Origin of the sequence: Belliella buryatensis (assembly GCF_900188245.1) — a bacterium.
GTDB lineage: Bacteria > Bacteroidota > Bacteroidia > Cytophagales > Cyclobacteriaceae > Belliella > Belliella buryatensis.
Genome location: NZ_FZOK01000017.1, coordinates 25,438 through 44,116 on the forward strand (window position 1 = coordinate 25,438; position 18,679 = coordinate 44,116).

Genomic DNA, 18,679 nt, shown 5'->3' on the forward strand with positions numbered 1-18,679 from the left:
ACTAATAATCAAAACCCAACATTTACACTCTCTAAATTTTTTCATTATGAAATCACGGTTTACGAAAAATTATAAAATGACAAAAGCAAAACAATCCGAACAGTTGATACGGACATTGAATCTACGATCCAGTTTAATAGTCCCTATTTTTATTCCTTCAAAAATATATGTCCTATTTGGATGTTTTCTTTCTATTTTGATAGGTTTACACTCACCTCTTGTAGGACAAACCCTTGTCCCGCAGCCTGGGGTGAATAATGGTATTGTTTCAGCCATTGCTGAGGATAACAATTATTTTTATATCGGGGGAACATTTACATCAGTTGGTGGTGCTAGACCCGGAAGATTTGCAAAAATCTCTACAACAAATGATCAAGTTACAGTTGATCAGCCTTTAGCTGATCGAAATGTAAACGTAGTGGTTCCTGACGGTTCAGGCGGTTGGTTTATTGGAGGGTTGATTAGGGTAGTTGACGGATTACCAAGGCTGGGGATAGCTCATATCTTCAGCGATGGAACATTAGACCTCGAATGGGATCCAAAAATGTCAAGCGGCGCTGTAGTCAATTCTATTGTAGTATTAGGAAGTGATATATATGTGGGTGGATCGTTTTCCATGGTCGGCGGACAAACCCGTAATAATTTAGTCAAATTAAACAAGACAACAGGAGAGGTTGATCTCGATTGGGATCCAAACATTACAGGTGGTGCCGTCAATACTATTGTTGTCTCCGATGGTGATATTTATGTGGGTGGATCTTTTACCTCGGTAGGAGGATTAACCCGTAACAGATTAGTCAAATTGAATAATACTATCGGAGCAGTAGATGCTTCTTGGGATCCAAACCCAAATAATACAGTTCAAAAAATTACTATTTCCGGTGATGATATTTACCTGGGTGGTGTTTTTACCTCAATCGGAGGAGTATCCTATAATAGATTAGCCAAATTAAACAAGACTACGGGTACTGCAGATGCCACATGGAACCCAAATCCAAATAATACGGTCTTTGATATGGCTATAGCTAGTGATGCTATTTATGTGGGAGGAAATTTTACCTCAGTCGGAGGTGAAACACGCAATCGTTTAGCCAAATTAAACAAGATAACGGGAGAAGTTGATCCTACTTGGAATCCAGATTCTGGAGGGGTTATCAATTCGATAGCAATATCTGGAAGTGATATCTTTGTAGGTGGAACCTTTACAACGGTCGGTGGGCTAAGTCGGGACCGAATTGCGAAGTTAAACAATACCACTGGAACTTCAGATGCTGATTGGGACCCAAAAGCTAACAATACTGTAAATTCCATAGCGATATCTGGAAGCGATGTCTTTTTTGGTGGGAGATTTGATGTTTTGAAAGATATAGCTAGGAATCGAGTCGCTCGAATTTCCAAAATAACCAATGAGATAGATCCTGATTGGAATCCAAATGCTAACAATTTTGTCAATACGATTGTAGTATCGGGAAGCGAAATTTATTTGGGGGGAAGATTTACAAATGTGGGAGGTCAGTCCCTCAACCGATTGGCAAAGGTAAACAATACCACAGGAGATGCTGATGCTGATTGGAATCCCAATGCTAATGGTGATGTCAACACGATAGAAATAGCCGATAGCGATATTTATTTGGGAGGAGCATTTACTACCATAGGGGGGCAAACCCGAAACAGAATTGCCAAAATAAACAAAACAACAGGGACATTGGACCCTGACTGGAATCCTATTGCTAACGGTACTGTCCGTACTATAGCGATATCGGGAAGCGATATTTATTTAGGAGGAGTATTTACTACTATAGGTGACCAAATCCGAAACAGAATCGCCAAAATAAATAAAGTAACAGGAGTTTTAGATCCTGATTGGAATCCCAATGCAGGTAGTACTTTTGGCAATGAGGTCTTTTCAATTGCTGTATCGGGAGATGATATTTATGTGGGTGGAATTTTCAATTCTTTGGGAGGACTGGCCCGTAGCCGAATTGCTAAATTAAACAATACGACAGGGGTTGCGGATCCCATTTGGAATCCAAATGCTGCCAACACTGTCAATGTTGTTAATTCAATTGCTATTTCTGAGAGTGATATTTATGTGGGTGGATCTTTTCCCACCATTGGAGGGGTATCCCGTGTTAATTTGGCCAAACTTAATAATACGGATGGGGCTGTCGATCCCCTGTGGATTGCGGATGCAGAAAATATCAGTTCCACCGTCGCTTCCGTTTCAGTGAATATTGTTCTAATTTCCGCTAATTACCTTTATGCAGGGGGTTCCTTTACCTCAATCAATGGTATACCAACGGCTAGGTTTGTGGTCTTGAAAAATTCAAATGATCCACCACCGACCCCATCTGCCCCAATTGATCTCGCCGCTATTCAAAGAAATGGCGAGATAGAGATAACCTTCACCGCTGGTTCGGATGGGGGAAGTGCTATTATAAACTACGAATATTCACTTAACGAAGGAGACACATGGGTGCCACTGGATCCAGTCCAAACCATCTCACCCCTTACCATCACCGGTATTGACAATACTGTTTCCTATACTATTCAGCTTCGTGCAGTCAATGCCGCAGGAGCGGGAACGGCGAGCAGTTCAGTTGCTATACCTGCACTTTTTGCAGGAGGAGCAGGAACTATAGAAGATCCTTACCAGATTGAAGACTGGAGACATCTACACAACATCAGAGAGAATTTAGTGGGTTATTATATCCTTAATAATAATATAAACGAAACTTCATCAGGCTACGAGACCTATGCCTCAGCCACAGCAAATGACAATCAAGGCTGGATTCCATTTGGAAAATTTACAGGTCGCTTTGATGGGAAAAATCACTTCATAAAGGGGCTAATAATCAATAGACCCCAAACAGATTATGTGGGACTATTTTCTGAAACAGAAGGAGGCCATGTAAATAATTTAGGACTTATTGATGTCTCCATTGTTGGGAAAGATTTCGTAGGAGGTTTAATCGGTTCAAAAATAGCCGGAAATTTTTCCAAGTTATATGTGAAAGGGAGTGTTTCAGGGGTAAACCAAGTTGGGGGACTTGCCGGGCGACAACATAGTGGAGGTTCTCTAAATAATTCCTACACAGACGTTGAAGTCTTCTCCTCCGGAATTCATCTTGGTGGGTTTGTTGGATTAAACAACGATGGAGGAACGATCAATACTAGCTACTCTGTAGGAAAAGTAACAGGTTCTGGTTCAGATATAGGGGGTTTTACAGGTTTTATGGATAATGGCGGACGTGCGCAAAATTGCTTCTGGGACACCGAAACCTCAGGTCTGTTATCCAGTGCTGGCGGAACTGGAAAGTCTACAGCCGAAATGAAAACTCTGACGACTTTTACAGATGCAAATTGGGACTTCAATGCTACTACCGGAATCTGGAAAATCGAAGCTGGTGATTACATCTCTTATCCATACCTGCAAAATTTAAACTATGATGAGCCTGAATCTGAACCTGAAGTCAACCCTATTCCCGGTTTGGTTCAAATCACTTTACCTGAATTGACGACAGCTACACCTCTTGATGTGACTACAGTTTCTACTAAACTTGGTGGGGAAATTACTTCAGACGGTGGAGCAGCAGTGACTGATCGAGGGATAGTATGGTCCCAATCTAGCAATCCGACCATTTCAGACACTAAAGTTGAAATGGAATCTGGTACTGGCACTTTCTCAGGCACTGTGACTGGACTGCCGGCTGGTTCTACGATTTATGTGAGAGCATATGCTACCAATTCAATCGGAACAGCTTATGGTGAGGACTTGTCTTTTGATACTCAAACTGCCCCTTTAGCGCCTATCTTCACAAGTTCTCCGATCACGACCATTCCCTATGGCGAATTTTACAATTATATTATTGAAGGGTCGGTAGAGAGTGATTTAGAAACAACAATCAGTTCACCTACTATGCCAGCATGGTTAAGTTTCAGCGCAGGTGAGTCCGGTGTTGCGTCTCTAGCGGGGACGGTACCTAATGGATTTCGACTTAGAGGTACAGCTGCGGACAATGATGGAAATATCAATACCATTCTAACAGATGGTACTCAGATCTTTAAAATCACCCCAGATGGTACTAGCACTTCTTGGAGGTCAGGAATTCCTGGAAATGTCTTCTCACTGCATATTGCTAATGGGTACCTCTATATTTCAAGAAATAATAATTTTACAAATTCTATCACTCGAGTGCCGTTGAATAATCCGTCAGCTGTCGAAGAGGTTTTCTTGACAAGACCAGGTGGAGTAATCTCCTTGATAGATAAAGATGGCTTTATCTATGCTGCAAATTATCCTTCAAGTGAGATTTTAAAAATCAATGAGACTACCAAAGAAGTTTCAGTTGTATTGAGTGATCTGTTTTCAAATAGTCCATTTGGATTGACAATTGATAATGACAATAATTTATTTTTTGCAGCTTTCGAAATTAATTCAATCCTGAAATATGATGGAATTGAGTTAATTACAGTTTTATCAGACTTACCGACGGGACCAACCTCCATCAAAACAGACGATAGCGGTAATTTTTACATATCAATGGATAATGGAGGTATAAGAAAATACAGCTCTGATTTTTCTTCTTTTGAAGTAGTGTCTATGGGTGCTTCAGATAATATTTGGAGTTTATCGCTAAGTTCTAGTGGTCTTTTGGTATATGCAAAAGTCAACACCAATGAAGTTTACCGTCTTCAGACAAGGAATGTATTGACAGGTACTCCAGCTAAATCAGACGTTGGTAACCATACGGTTACTCTCCGAGCTACAAATGATGCAGGCTTTACTGATCAGGAGTTTACCATTACAGTCACTGATGAAACAGCCCCTCTTGTTTCCACATTTGCACCTACTCACAACGCAACTGATGTGGAGTTCCAACCAAGCTTGTTTATTACTTTTGATGAGGAGGTAGTATTGGGAAATACAGGCATGCTTACTGTTAATAATGGTTCTACAATCCTAAGGCAATATGACCTTTCCGTACCAGCGGATCGTAATGAAATAGGCATTTCAGGTGATCATTTAAGTCTTTCAATTGACCTTGATATCAGCCTTCCTTTTAATACCGATATTACGGTAGGTATTTCTACTGGGTTTGTTGAAGATCAGGCAGGAAATGTATTTGAAGGTTTTATCCCAGAGTCCAATACCTGGAAATTTACCACCATCAACAAATTGAATCAAACGATTACATTCTCTGAAATTGACCCTAAGACTTATGGAGATGCCACTTTTACTTTGGGAGATACAGAAACTGATCAGGGATTGGCTGTGACTTATACGGCTGAAGATCCATCAATAGTCAGTATATCAGGTAATCAAGCAACGATCTTGAAAGTTGGAACGACAACAATTATAGCTTCACAAAGTGGTACATCACAATATTTTGCTGCCGAACCTATTGAAAGAACTTTAATAGTGAATAAGGCTGCCCTTATTGTCACTGCGGACTTAAACCAGGGAAAAGCGTATGGTACCGCAGAACCTGCATTGACTTTTAATGCAACAGGTTTCGAAAGCAGTGACAATGAGTCTGTATTCACAGGAAATTTAGCAAGAGCATCCGGAGAAGATGTTGGCGCTTATGCCATCAATCAGGGAACACTTTCAGCTGGCGATAACTACAGCATCGAATTCACAGAGACTGATTTCAATATCACTACCAAAACTTTGACTGTGATGGCCAACCCAGAACAAGCTAAAGTCTACGGTGCCAATGATCCTGAATTGACCTTTAAGGCAACTGGTTTTGTAAACGAAGATGATGAATCTATCATTTCGGGAACCTTGACCAGGGCAGCCGGAGAAGATGTTGGTGTTTACGCCATCAATCAGGGAACACTTTCAGCTGGCGACAACTACAGTATCGAATTCACAGGGGCTGATTTCAATATCACTACCAAAACTTTGACTGTGATGGCCAACCCAGACCAGAGCAAAGTTTACGGTGCCAATGATCCTGCATTGACCTTTAAGGCAATAGGTTTCGAAAGCAGTGACGATGAGTCCATATTCACAGGAACTTTAGCAAGAGCAGCTGGAGAAGATGTAGGCACTTATGCCATCAATAAAGGGACAATTTCGGCTGGGAAAAACTACAGCATTGATTTTATAGGTGATAATTTCAGTATCACTACCAAAACTTTGACTGTGATGGCCAACCCAGAACAAAGCAAAGTCTATGGTGCCAACGATCCTGCATTGACTTTCAAGGCAACAGGTTTCGAAGGCAATGATTATGAATCTGTACTCACAGGATCTTTGGTAAGAGTAGCTGGAGAAGTTGTAGGTGCTTATACCATCAACCAAGGAGATCTTAATTCAAATGATAATTATAAAATTTCCTTCAAAGGAGCTGAATTTACCATCGTACCTGCAACAGTAACTGGAGTTGATTTGATGGAGAATAGCTATATATATGACGGAATTTCCAAGTCACTTACTATTACAGGAGAACTTCCTGAAGGAACTTCGATAACATACAGCAACAATAGCTTAGTGAATGTTGGAAGCAAGACGGTGACTGCAACAATCACAGGTGCTAACTACATTACATTGGAATTGACAGCGACTTTAGCGATTACCCCAGCAGTAGTAACAGGAGTTGAATTAAAGGATGGCATATTCGTATATGACGGAACCTCCATGTCACTTGCTATTAAAGGAAAACTTCCATCAGGGACTTCAGTTGCTTACAGCAACAATAGCTTAACAAATGTTGGGAGCAAAGTCGTAATAGCTAGCATAAGCGGCTTAAATTATATGACGCTTTCCCTGAGTGCAGAGTTAAAAGTGACTCCGGCTTCAGTTATAATTACCGCAGCGGATAAGAAAAAGGTCTATGGCCAAGCGAATCCTTCTCTAACCATTACATATTTAGGTTTAGTAAATGGAGATACACAAGTAACTACTGAACCTAGTATTAGCACCATAGCTAATACAGATTCTAATGTTGGAACTTATCCTATCACTTTGAGCGGTGGTGCAGATGCTAATTATAATATCACCTTAGTTGAGGGAGAACTGGAAGTAATCCAAGCTACTCTGACGATCACAGCCAATGAAGGGCAGTCTAAAATCTTTGGAACGGCTGATCCGGTATTGAGCTATTCTGCAACAGGTTTTGCAGCTGGTGATGATGAACAAGTATTGACTGGTACTTTGATAAGGGATGTGGGTGAAGCTGTTGGCATTTACCCAATCAATCTTGGAAGCTTAGTAGCTGGAGGGAACTATCAGATTGTATATAAAAGTGCAGATTTTGAGATTATCCCTGCGGTGATTGAAGCGGTCATGCAGCCTGCTCCAATCGAGACAGTTTGGGGAGTTTATCCAGGTTTACCTTCCACAGTCACAGTAATTACAACTGATGGTCAATTCCTAGCATTACCGATCATATGGGATTTACAAACCTTGTATGTCTTCAGGAATGGAGAATATCAGCTAACGGCAACGATTAATTTACCTTCAGGAATTCTGAATACGGAAGCGTTGACAGTTGAGATCGTGGTGACTGTTCTTCCTAAGCCAGCACCAGAGGATATTCTACTTGACAACAACAGTTTTGAGGCGGATGCTGGACAGAACTTTATCGCAGTGGGTAACCTGACCGTAATCGACCCAATCGATAATCAGCATGATATTTCACTAGCGGATATGGCATTTGACAATGTGTTTTTCCAGATCAACAGCGGAACCTTATTCTGGAACTCAGCAGAAAGGGCAGATGGTAGAACAGAATTTAAGATTTTGATTCGCGTACAGGACCGAGACGGAAATATTCTTGAAAAGGAATTTACCATTATCAGAAATAGGACATCGGTTAGCAATATTGAAATCTTCAATTCCTTCACTCCTGATGGAGACAATGTAAATGATACTTGGGGAGTTGCTGAATTAAGATTCTACTCAGGTGTGGTGATCCAAATCTTTGAACGAAGTGGTAAGCGATTATTCTATACCCAAAACCCAGACATTAGATGGGATGGAACCTTTGAAAACATAGAGTTGCCTACTGGTACTTACTACTGGACAGTAGAAGTGAAAGAAACAGGAGAGGTAAGAAAAGGAATGTTGAATCTATTTAGGAAATAAATAACAGGAATTAGGGAAAAGGTTAAAGGAAAAAGGGGGGCTCCTTTGTCCTTTAATCTCGAACCTTTCACCTCTTTAAAAACATAAGCTATGAAAAAATTATTAACATTCTTATTAGCATTGGCTTTGAGTTCCTCAGTTTTTGCTCAATCTAGAAAATATGTATCTCAATTCAGCCACATGCAGAGCTATTTCAATCCAGCTTTAACAGGCTATGAGGGCTCTAACTTCAGAGGACTGATCCGTAATCAATGGGCAGGGTTCGAAGGTGCCCCGATGACTTACGTGGGATCTTTGGAATTTGATATTGCAGATTTTGCTAAAGGTACTGATCCAAATAAAAATGCCTTGGGCTTCAATATCCTTCATGACGAATATGGAGCATTTACCGAGACGGAGCTAATCGCTTCTTATGCATCCAGAATTCAGATAGCGGAAAAGACATCCTTAAGGCTAGGAATGGGTGTGAATTACAATAATGTAAGACTGGATGGAAACAACCTGACTACAGAACAATCCAATGACCCAAAGATCAATCAATATTTGAATGGTTTTGCCAATATGCAGGTAATGGACTTCAACATTGGTTTAGCACTGACCCATCCGAATTATTACATTTCCTATGCCATGCATCATGTCAATCAAGGAGCGATCAATTCAGGTGATGTATTTATGGAAAGAAAGCCAAGAGTGGGCATTGTTCAAGCAGGCTACAGAAATGCAATTTCTGAAAACCTCGCTATCGCGACCAATTTTATGTACAGGAGTCAGTCAGATTTACCAGATAACATTGAATTGAATTTCAAGGTTTTGATGATGGATAAGCTTTGGCTTGGAGCAGGTCATAGAGTCGACTACGCCAATAATTTTCAATTAGGTGTATTGCTTCCAATGATGCGCATTGGCTATGTTTATGAGTTACCGATGAATAAATCCTACTTGCTTCCAAATACCACCCACGAGTTTTTGGCAGTAATTCCATTGTTCAGGAAGAATATCAGATCAGATAGGAGAGAAGTGTTGATTTGGTAAGAAACCTGACAGGTTTTAGATAAGATTAGTCAAAATAAATGTTACTGTTTAAAACCTGACAGGTTTTAGAAAGAGAGGTAGTATTAGAAACCTGCCAGATTTAAAAAAAAGATCGGAATGATAAAAGTAATCGTTTGAAATCTGGCAGGTTTTAGAGAGGTAGCATTTGATATAGATACCTACCAGGTTTTAGAAAAGTCCCGTAAAAACACAAATATTTGTTGAAACATAGCATTTTTTGGGAAAATATAGAGGTGAATGAAAGTTATATAAATAAGGTTAGGATTGAAGTTTAAAAAGCAATGATTTCAGAAACCTAAAATATCCAAGAGCATGATTTAAATGTAATGCTAGAGGAAAACAGTAATTACAAGAATTTTGATTTGAATTTATACACTTTTGCAAAAATGCTCGGGCTAAGTCCCCGAGCACTTTCTAAAATCATTCATGACTCTGTGAAAATAGGTTTCAGGCAATTTTTAAATCAATTTAGAATCAAAAAAGCAATAGAGTTTATACAGAGACACAAGGATGTTTATCGAGTTCAGAAATATGCAGCTTTGGTTGGATATAGTTCAAGAGTTGCATTTTTAAATGACTTCAAAAATCATCTAGGTCAATCTCCTGAAATCTATCTCAAGTTATTGTCAAACATCAAATAGAGAAGCTAAACGATCCAAGGCCTTGATCTCTTCCATGTTTTTCATACTTACAGGTTTTTCTATATATCCTGCTACCAAATCATATTGACTTGCTTTAAGTCGGTCAGATTTGTTAATGGAAGAAGTAATTATGACTACGTAAATGGGGAATTTTAAATCCATAGTTGGGATAGTTTCCAAAAAGTCCCAACCATCAAACTCAGGCATGTTGATATCCAATAAAATTATTTGGGGTTCTTTACTATCTTTTTGATCACTCAAAAAGCTCAAGGCATCCTGACCTGACAGGAACCCTTTAGGGTCTTGGTGAAGCCCACTTTTTACCAAAAGATGCCTGACGAGTTTGATGATGATGTCTTCATCATCCACTATTAAAATATCGTATTTCATTTCAAGGAATCTATATTTATTTGCTCAGTTTTATTTGTGATATCTCTGATGATTTTATCCAATTCTTCTGTAGAATTGAGGATATGTTGCATCATTTCGTTTTTGTCTATATCAGGATCGTTGTCATCAGTCATTTTAATCAAGTTGACCAAGCCCATCAGTCTTGCCAAAGGAGCTCTTACAACATGTGATTGAATCCAAGCTATTTCTTTCAACTTTTCATTTTGCTTTTCAATAGCATCTATGTACTGGTATTTGAGTGTTACGTCATTGGCCAAGACCAATAGGGCTTTCTTTCCTTCAAAATCAAGGTCATTGTAACTGATTTCTACATCGATCAACTCCCCATTTTTTTTCAAATGTTTGAAAACACCAGGATTTTTCTTTCCTTCTAAGTCTTCATTCTGTGCTATAGTTTCTTGTACCCTTTTCTTTTCAGAATCAGGTCGAAAGTCGAATACAGTCATATTCAAAAACTCCTCTTTACTGAATCCATAATGTGAAATTGCCGCTTTATTGACATCGAGGAATTTGAATGTTTCCTTGTCAAATACATACATAGGAAGCGGACTTAGGTGGAAAAGCTCTCGATATCTTTTTTCGGAATCCTCTAGTTGGTTGAATACTTTTTTACGCTCTATGGAATATGCAATGCTTTTTTGGAGAATATCTGACTTAAGTTCATCTTTTAGAAGGTAATCAGCTGTACCCATACCAATAGACTTAATCGCGAAATTTCTATCAGAATAGCCAGTGAGAACAATTACAGGCTTGTTTTCCGCAAATTTCAGGATTTCTGTTACTAACTCCTCTCCACTTTTATCAGGTAAACTTAGATCTAGTAGAATGACGTCATATATAGAAGTATCTTTAGTAAGGGCTTCTTTGCAGGTACTGGTACACTCGATTTCCAAGTAATTGAACTCTTCTTCCAAATATTCGGAAATGAGTAGGAAGTCCCCCATATTATCTTCTATGACTAATATGCGCATCAATTCTTCCTTTTCATTCATTTTAGTTGGTTTTTGAAGGTAAAGTGACGATGGACAGCCAGAAATTCTCAATGCTTACTACTGCTTTGATAAAGTCATCAACTTCAATAGGTTTGGTGATATAGCAGTTGACGTGATTTTTGTAAGATTCATTGATATCTCTAGGAGAAGAAGAGGTAGTCAACATGATGATCGGAATATGTCTATGCTTTTCACTTTTCTTAAAATATTGCAACACTTCATGTCCATTAAGTTTTGGAAGATTGACATCTAAGATAATCAAGTCGGGGCTGATCACATCCTTATATTCACCAAATTTCTCTACATATTGTATGGCTTTTTCACCATCCTTGACTACGCTGATTGAGTTTTTCATTTTGGCTTCCTCTAGTGCTTCCAAAGTTAATAGGATGTCACCATCATTATCTTCCACCAACAGAATATGGACATTTTTCATAGATTTATTAATAGCTTTCCTAGGTGATTTACCCAAATGCTAAATAATTATTGTATTATCCGAATATACTAAAAAGTTTGTCTTATCGTAAACCTACTTGAACATTTCAGGTGACTTTTTGATGGTAAAGGTGAATTTAGCCCCTTTACCAAGGTCTGAGTCTACAGAAATGCTCCCACCATGTTGTTGGATGATTTTTTTGCATGTAGCAAGTCCCATACCTATTCCCTCATATTTAACTGAGGCTTTTGTTCTTGTAAACAAGAGAAATATCAGTTCCTGATCTTTTTTTGCAATTCCAGGGCCATTGTCAGTCACAGTAAATTCCCAATAATCTTCTAGGTCATTGCCTGCAATCTTAATCAAAGGATATTGATTGTCATTACAGTATTTCAAGGCATTGCCGATCAAATTTTGAAATACAATTTTGATAGCTGTCCTAGAGGCTTCTATCATCGGCAGTGGGTAGACAAGAAACTTGGCATTTTTTTCATCAATTTGAGCCTTGTGTAGTTCTTTGATTTCACTGATTAAGATTTCTGGATTGAAAGTCTCCATGGCTTGATCAGCATAACCTAATCTAGCATGATTTAACATTTCACTAATCAAATCCTGCATTTTGATGGCGCTGTCTTTGGATATCTGTATGTATTGCTTGGCTTTTGGTGGAAGATCATCGCTGTATTTTTTATCAAGCAACTCCATAAAGCCTTTCACCATTCTGAGGGGTTCTTTCAGGTCATGTGAGACCATTGAAGCAAATGCATTAAGTTCTTGATTAGCCCTTTCCAAAGCTTGATTTTTTGCGGATAGTGCATCTTCAAATTCCTTCCTTGTACTGATATTTACACCGGTTCCAATGATACATGGCTGTCCATGATAGATTATTGGTTTGGCTTTGAAAAGGTAAGGACTTGAAGCAGTTGTTTTATGTTGTAGGTAGGCGTCAACTTGGTAGCTGCCCAATTCATATGCTTTTAATATAGCCTCTTTAACTTTAGTTTTATCTTCATCTACAATAAGATCTATGACATTGGGAATTTGAGAAAATTCATCATTAGAATACCCAGTAGCTAATTCTGTGTAGCCATTCCATTTGAGTAGCTTTCCGTTTTGATCAAAAAGAAAAAAGAGGGAAGGGACATTGTTAATCAAAGTTTGTGTAAGTTCTTTTTCTCTTTTAAGGGCTCTCAAAGCCTTTTTTTCCTCTGTAATATCCTTAGCTATACTTAGGATGGAGATGATTTTTTGTTCTTTATTACTCAGTGGTGCCACTGTAATAGAAAGCCATTTCTTTTTCCCTTTGAGGTCTATGATTCTTAGCTCTCTTTCTAGCCTCTCAAATTGTCCTATCTGCTTGATGATTTCACTTGCGACAGGTCTATCACTTTCATGGAAGAATTTGAGAATATTGACACCTAATATATCCGCGTAATTATCAGATCCTAATGTGTTTAAAGTGATAGGATTACAGCCTAAAATTTTTCCATCCAAATTCACATCGATAATTGCTGTTGGAATATGGTTGAGGATTGATTTCAATTTATTACCACTAGGGTGAACAGCTTGGAGGAAAAGGGCTAATTCATTTTTACCATTTATTAATTTTCTTATTTCAATCCTAAACTCTTCAAGCTGAGCTGTATTCTTGATAAAGTTGAAAAATCTGGTTTTACCTCTTTCTAACACCACTTCTAATAGGTGTTCTAATTCTATAAGTTGTTTGCTTGAAACATGATGCGCAAAAGCTTGAGCGATTGTCCGTAGATTTGATATTTTTTCATTACAATCAGCCCATTCGCAAAAAGCCTCGTTGCAAGCCATTATTTTCATCTCATCTGATTCATATCTGATGATTAGTGAGGGAATTGGCGATATGTTAAAATGCGCCTGATACAAGGAATTAGAGGTTTCTGAAAATTGTAAAGAAGAAGGTACTGTTTTTACCTTTATCCGACTCTACCCAGATTTCACCTAGGTGTTGCTCCACTATTTTCTTAGCTATAGCAAGTCCCATGCCAGAGCCACCATATTCATTTTTAGGATGTAGTCTTCGGAAAACTTGAAATATTTGATCATGAAAGGCTTTCTCTATGCCAATTCCATTATCACTTATGGAAAATAACCAATGATCTGGCAAAGCTTCGGCCTTAATTTTAATTTCGGGCTTTACTTCAGGTGCATGGTATTTCAATGCATTGTTGATTAAATTCTGAAAAACTAGCTTGATAGGAATTTTTTTTCCACGAATGGTTGGAAGCATTCCTGATTGGACATTTGCGTTTTTTTCTTTAATTACTGAGGAGTAAAGTTCTACTACTTCATTGAGAACTTCGTTACAATCTACATTTTTGATTTGGCTTTCATTTCCATCTATGCGCGCATAAGTCAGTAAATCATTGATCAAGGCTGTCATCCTTTCTGCTCCATCTACGGCATAATGGATGTAAGTTTTTGCTTTTTCATCTAATTCTTGACCGTATTTTCGTTCTAGCAAGTCCAAGAAGCTTTTGATCATCCTGAGCGGTTCACGCATATCGTGTGATGCTACTGAAGCAAACTTTGCTAATTCTTCATTAGAGTTTTTGAGCTCAATATTGAGTCTTTTGAGTCTTTCTTCAGTAGCTAAGTGTTCAGTAATATCCCTTGCAGTAGCTACAAAATAAGAATGACCATTGATTTGTTGATATTTAAGAACTACCTCAATTGGGTAAATAGTATCGTTTTTTCTTTTATGTACTGTTTGAAAGTTTACCGTTTCTACCTCACCCAGAAGCATGGGTAAGGTGAGATCTGAGAATTTCTCTCTACTGATGTCTGGCTTGAGTTCAAATGGAGTCATTTCAAGAAGCTCTTCTTTAGAATAACCAAGGTTATTACAGGCACCCTGGTTGACATAAGTAAAGATCAAAGTCTCTGAATTCATTACATAAATTTCATCAGATACATTATTCAGCAGCTCTAAAATGAGCTGATTTTCAGAATTGACTCTATTCTTGGATTTTTCGCCTCCTTTCTTTCTTAGCGCATTATCGATTGCCGTTGGAAGCCTTTGAAGTCTATCTTTCAGGACATAATCATCAGCTCCATCTTTCAATATCTCTACTGCAAATTCTTCCGAAACAGTGCCTGTAACTAATATAAATGGACAATCCAGATTTTTTTCTTTAAAAATCCGAAGTGCATCTTTAGAATTAAATTGAAACAAGGTGTGATCAGAAAGAATTGTATCTACTTTTTCAGAGTTTAAAAAATTCTCAAATTCTGCTTTTGTGTCTACGGTGATTAATTCATAATCTAAATCAGAGTTTCCTAAAACTCGGTTGACCAAATTGATATCATCTTGTGAATCTTCGAGGTATAAAATTCTTAACTTATTCATCCTATTTGGAATTGTGATAATAATCTATCCAATATTGTAGCATTTCATGAATCATCTTGATGTATTCTTCATAGATCATAGGCTTGACTAGATAGCTACTGACACCTTTATTGAAAGCAGCTTCAATGTCTTTTTCTTCCATTGAGGAGGTCAACATGACAATTGGGATGTTTTTGAACCTACTCGACTCTTTAAAATGATTTAAAACCTCTATACCATTGATCTTTGGTATCTTTAGATCCAAGATAATCAATTTGAGTGAGTTAATGACAGATTGCTCTTTACTATTTTTTATAAAATCAAGTACTTTTTCTCCATCCTCCAAATGAAGTACAGCGAGATCTTGATCATATTTTTTAATAGCTCTCAGACTCAATTCTGCATCACTGGAATTGTCCTCGACCAATAATATATCTATCGCTTCCATCTTAGTTTTTTGGTAAGGTGAATGAAAATGTTGTCCCAATACCTTCTTGAGAATCAACCCAGATTTTCCCATGATGCTTGTTGATGATCCGCTTAACTATGGCAAGACCTACTCCTGTTCCTTCAAATTCTTGATCACTGTGTAAACGCTGGAAAACACCAAAAAGCTTGTCAGCATAATCCATTTTAAACCCCACGCCATTATCTTCTATATGATAGGTGATTTCATCAGTTGATTCTTCCGCATAAATATGAATTGCAGGTTGATTTTTTTTGCTAGAATATTTGATAGCATTAGAAATTAAATTTTCCCAGACTTGTCTGAAAAGTGTGTAATCCACAAGTGCAGAAGGGAGTTGATCTACTAGAATATTTGATTTTTCTCTAATTTTTATATCTACTGAATCAATCACTTCATTTACAATTCGGAGCATATCAACTCTATTTTTATCAACTTCTTTTCTTCCTAGCCGAGATAAATTTAATAAATCATCAATCAATACTCCCATTCGTTGGGCATTTCTTTTGATATTGTTTAGATACTTCTGAGCTTCATTACTGAGCTCCATACCAAAGTCTTCTTCTATGATCTGTGCGTATCCATAAAGTGCCCTGAGGGGCGCCCTTAAGTCATGAGATACTGAATAGGAAAATGATTCGAGTTCTTGATTAGAAAACTCCAATTGTGCTACATTATTTTGAAGGTCTTGATTTAGTTTTTTGATCCTTTCTTCTGCTATATTTTGCTGTGTAATATCTCTTTCGGTGATTGCAATAGAGGATTCGGTACTTTTTTTCTCCTCGTCCAAAAGTGTTGCCGAGTACAATACATCAATCAATTTGCCAAACTTATTAATCCTTTTAGTTTCCAGGTCAAGGATTCTTTCGCCTTTGAGAATTTTTTGCATCAAAAGACTAGCCTCAGGTTTGATGATATCAGGAATGATGTTCCAGATTTTCATTTTTAAAGCCTCTCGCTCGGAGTACCCGTAGATCTTTTCTGCACCGATATTCCAAGAGATGATATTGCCATCAGAATCAGATATATATATAGCATTATTAGACTGCTTTACTACAGTGGCAAGGTAGCTTCTAATTCTTTGGTTCTTTTTGATTTCGGTGATGTCTCTGGCATTGAAAAACCACTTTTCACCTTTGATTCTGATTTTCCAATGCAACCATTTTTGTTCTCTTTTTTTTGTGAAAATCCAAGTTTCAAAATTAATTAGTTCTCCTTCCTGCTGGCTAAGTTTTTTTAAATGCTGGTGATTGTTTTTATCATGAAGATAGAAGAGGTCATATTTTAATAACTCCTTTTCGCTGTAGTAAAGTATTTCTTCCACAGCCTGGTTGACTTGTTCGAATTTTAAGGATTTTCGATCAATCACTCCAATCATATCCGCTGAATTGTTAATTAGGAGATTGTATTTTTCAAGAATTAAATTTTTTTCTATCAGTTCTTTTTTTTGAGCCTGAAGCCGGAGAAGTACATTGACTTTTGCTTTGACAAGCTGTGGGTCTAGTGGCTTGGTCAAATAATCTACAGCCCCTTCTTCATAACCCTTCAGAATATTTTTTGAATCAATGATCTCAGCAGTAATAAAAATGATGGGTATTTCTCTTGTTCTTTTATTCGTTTTCAAGATTTGAGCTACCTCAAAGCCGTCCATTTCTGGCATTTGAATATCTAATAGAATCAAATCAATTTCTTGGTCTAATGCGAGCTTCAATCCTTCATTGCCAGTGAGAGCATGTAGAATCCTCCTATCTGTGGTGTTTAGAAGTGATTCTAAGGCAAGGATATTCCCTGGCTTATCATCCACTATTAAAATGGTTTCTTTGACAGGTTTATACATGATTAGATAAGTTGATTAAAAATTGCTTGATCTCATTGAGATTTAGGACTTTGTCTATGGTATTTGATGCAATGGCACTTTCTGGCATCAATTGGAATGTGGCCTCTTTTGGATTTTGACTTATTGTATATCCATTTTTTGATTTTATTGCTTTCAGTCCTTGAGTCCCATCCTGATTGGCTCCTGTAAGTATGATAGCCAATAGACTTGCTCCATAGACTGAAGCGGCTGATTCAAATAGCACATCTATTGATGGTCGACTATATTGTACGGGCTCATCGCTACTCAAAGAAAAGGTTTCATTCTGCTCTATTAGAAGATGGTAATCAGGTGGAGCGACATAAATATGACCAGGAAGAATTTTTTCTTTTTCATCAGCTTGTTTTACTTTAAGTTTGGTTTTATGCTGTAAAACTTCTTCTAACAAGTCCTTAGGCTCTTTTGCACGGTGTTGTACTAGGATAATAGGGATTGGATATTCCTTTGAAAGTTCCGGAAGGATCTGCATGATGGCTTGTAAGCCGCCTGCAGATGATCCAATCAATATGATCCTGAATGATTTCATTAATTTTATGATTTCATAAATAATTTCTCTTTTCGATCTATTTCAACGAAGTTTTTTCTTTTGTCAGTGAACAGCAGCGACTCTTTACTACCTAATCCCAGGTATCCAAAATCACATAGACTTTGGTAAAATAGGTTGATGACCTTGTTTTGTAAATTTTGATTAAAGTAGATCAAGACGTTTCTACAAATGATCAGTTCAAATTCATTGAAAACATGATCCACGGCAAGGTTATGAGGTGCAAATACGATGTTTTTGCTGAGATCTTTATTCATCATTACCGCATTGTATTTGGCAGAATAATATTGGCTAAATTCTCCTAAGCCCCCATATTGCTGATAGTTAGCTATGTAGTTTTTCATGGAATCTATTGGGAAAATTCCATCCGAAGCTCTTTTTAACGAATGTTGATTGATATCAGTCGCATAGATAATGCTCCTTTCAAGCAAGCCAGCTTCTTTCAGAATGATGGCAATGGTGTAGACCTCTTCTCCAGTGGCACATCCTGCCACCCAAACTTTGAAAAAGGGGTAAGTTTTGAGTCTCGGAATCACATGCTTATTGAGACTTTTGAAAAAGGTAGGGTCTCGAAACATCTCAGTAACAGTAACAGAGATCTCTTGAATCATTTGCTCTAAAGCCAATTCATTGGATTCTATAGTTTCCCAGAGTTCATGAAGAGAATTGATTTTTTTGAGTTGTAGATAATGGCAGATTCTTCTTTTTAATGAAGCCCGTGCATAATCTCTAAAGTCATAACCAAAATTCAAATACAATTTTTCTAAAAAACCCCAAAGTTGATGTTCTTCTACTTCCATA

General features: G+C 37.7%; 12 protein-coding genes. 3 read left to right on the forward strand and 9 right to left on the reverse strand.

The window, feature by feature from the left end:
* Positions 1-76: 76 nt before the first annotated feature.
* The 3 genes from CHB66_RS15510 (at position 77) to CHB66_RS15520 (ending at position 9,792) form a co-directional block, all read left to right on the forward strand.
* Positions 77-8,098: an MBG domain-containing protein gene (locus tag CHB66_RS15510; protein ID WP_170932507.1), complete on the forward strand. Its 8,022-nt coding sequence runs from the start codon at positions 77-79 to the stop codon at positions 8,096-8,098.
* A 90-nt stretch (positions 8,099-8,188) separates the two neighbouring features.
* Positions 8,189-9,130: a PorP/SprF family type IX secretion system membrane protein gene (locus CHB66_RS15515; RefSeq protein ID WP_089242332.1), complete on the forward strand. Its 942-nt coding sequence runs from the start codon at positions 8,189-8,191 to the stop codon at positions 9,128-9,130.
* Positions 9,131-9,477: 347 nt separating this feature from the next.
* On the forward strand, positions 9,478-9,792 hold the full coding sequence (locus tag CHB66_RS15520) for a helix-turn-helix domain-containing protein (RefSeq protein WP_089242333.1): 315 nt from the start codon (positions 9,478-9,480) through the stop codon (positions 9,790-9,792).
* On the opposite strand, the gene CHB66_RS15525 is transcribed toward CHB66_RS15520, so the two are convergent.
* The 9 genes from CHB66_RS15525 to CHB66_RS15565 form a co-directional block, all read right to left on the reverse strand.
* Positions 9,778-10,182 carry a response regulator gene (locus CHB66_RS15525; RefSeq protein WP_089242334.1) on the reverse strand — a complete coding sequence of 135 codons (405 nt, stop codon included), beginning with the start codon at positions 10,180-10,182 and terminating at the stop codon, positions 9,778-9,780. The two genes, CHB66_RS15520 and CHB66_RS15525, sit on opposite strands and share 15 nt — an antisense overlap.
* On the reverse strand, positions 10,179-11,195 hold the full coding sequence (locus tag CHB66_RS15530) for a PAS domain S-box protein (RefSeq protein WP_089242335.1): 1,017 nt from the start codon (positions 11,193-11,195) through the stop codon (positions 10,179-10,181). The genes CHB66_RS15525 and CHB66_RS15530 overlap by 4 nt, the downstream gene beginning before the upstream one ends.
* A 1-nt stretch (position 11,196) precedes the next feature.
* Positions 11,197-11,631, reverse strand: a complete 435-nt coding sequence (locus tag CHB66_RS15535; protein WP_089242336.1) for a response regulator — start codon at positions 11,629-11,631, stop codon at positions 11,197-11,199.
* 93 nt (positions 11,632-11,724) lie between these two features.
* A complete protein-coding gene (locus CHB66_RS15540) occupies positions 11,725-13,464 on the reverse strand; it encodes a PAS domain-containing sensor histidine kinase (protein ID WP_089242337.1) in 1,740 nt (579 codons plus the stop codon).
* A 70-nt stretch (positions 13,465-13,534) separates the two neighbouring features.
* Complete coding sequence (locus CHB66_RS15545; protein WP_089242338.1) at positions 13,535-15,013, reverse strand: sensor histidine kinase; 1,479 nt, start codon at positions 15,011-15,013, stop codon at positions 13,535-13,537.
* A gap of 1 nt (position 15,014) precedes the next feature.
* Complete coding sequence (locus CHB66_RS15550) at positions 15,015-15,440, reverse strand: response regulator (RefSeq protein ID WP_170932508.1); 426 nt, start codon at positions 15,438-15,440, stop codon at positions 15,015-15,017.
* A gap of 1 nt (position 15,441) precedes the next feature.
* Entirely contained in the window at positions 15,442-17,295 is a 1,854-nt protein-coding gene (locus CHB66_RS15555; protein WP_089242340.1) for a PAS domain S-box protein, read from the reverse strand.
* Complete coding sequence (locus CHB66_RS15560) at positions 17,288-17,860, reverse strand: chemotaxis protein CheB (RefSeq protein WP_089242341.1); 573 nt, start codon at positions 17,858-17,860, stop codon at positions 17,288-17,290. The genes CHB66_RS15555 and CHB66_RS15560 overlap by 8 nt, the downstream gene beginning before the upstream one ends.
* Positions 17,861-17,865: 5 nt before the next feature.
* On the reverse strand, positions 17,866-18,678 hold the full coding sequence (locus CHB66_RS15565) for a CheR family methyltransferase (protein ID WP_089242342.1): 813 nt from the start codon (positions 18,676-18,678) through the stop codon (positions 17,866-17,868).
* Between the last annotated feature and the right edge of the window lies 1 nt (position 18,679).

Bases quoted from the DNA above. Each gene is read 5' to 3' on its own strand.
- CHB66_RS15540 (WP_089242337.1), bottom strand. From the start codon at position 13,464: ATGAAAATAATGGCTTGCAACGAGGCTTTTTGCGAATGGGCTGATTGT.
- CHB66_RS15555 (WP_089242340.1), bottom strand. From the start codon at position 17,295: ATGTATAAACCTGTCAAAGAAACCATTTTAATAGTGGATGATAAGCCA.
- CHB66_RS15535 (WP_089242336.1), bottom strand. From the start codon at position 11,631: ATGAAAAATGTCCATATTCTGTTGGTGGAAGATAATGATGGTGACATC.
- CHB66_RS15515 (WP_089242332.1), top strand. From the start codon at position 8,189: ATGAAAAAATTATTAACATTCTTATTAGCATTGGCTTTGAGTTCCTCA.
- CHB66_RS15510 (WP_170932507.1), top strand. From the start codon at position 77: ATGACAAAAGCAAAACAATCCGAACAGTTGATACGGACATTGAATCTA.
- CHB66_RS15545 (WP_089242338.1), bottom strand. From the start codon at position 15,013: ATGAATAAGTTAAGAATTTTATACCTCGAAGATTCACAAGATGATATC.
- CHB66_RS15565 (WP_089242342.1), bottom strand. From the start codon at position 18,678: ATGGAAGTAGAAGAACATCAACTTTGGGGTTTTTTAGAAAAATTGTAT.
- CHB66_RS15520 (WP_089242333.1), top strand. From the start codon at position 9,478: ATGCTAGAGGAAAACAGTAATTACAAGAATTTTGATTTGAATTTATAC.
- CHB66_RS15530 (WP_089242335.1), bottom strand. From the start codon at position 11,195: ATGAATGAAAAGGAAGAATTGATGCGCATATTAGTCATAGAAGATAAT.
- CHB66_RS15525 (WP_089242334.1), bottom strand. From the start codon at position 10,182: ATGAAATACGATATTTTAATAGTGGATGATGAAGACATCATCATCAAA.
- CHB66_RS15550 (WP_170932508.1), bottom strand. From the start codon at position 15,440: ATGGAAGCGATAGATATATTATTGGTCGAGGACAATTCCAGTGATGCA.
- CHB66_RS15560 (WP_089242341.1), bottom strand. From the start codon at position 17,860: ATGAAATCATTCAGGATCATATTGATTGGATCATCTGCAGGCGGCTTA.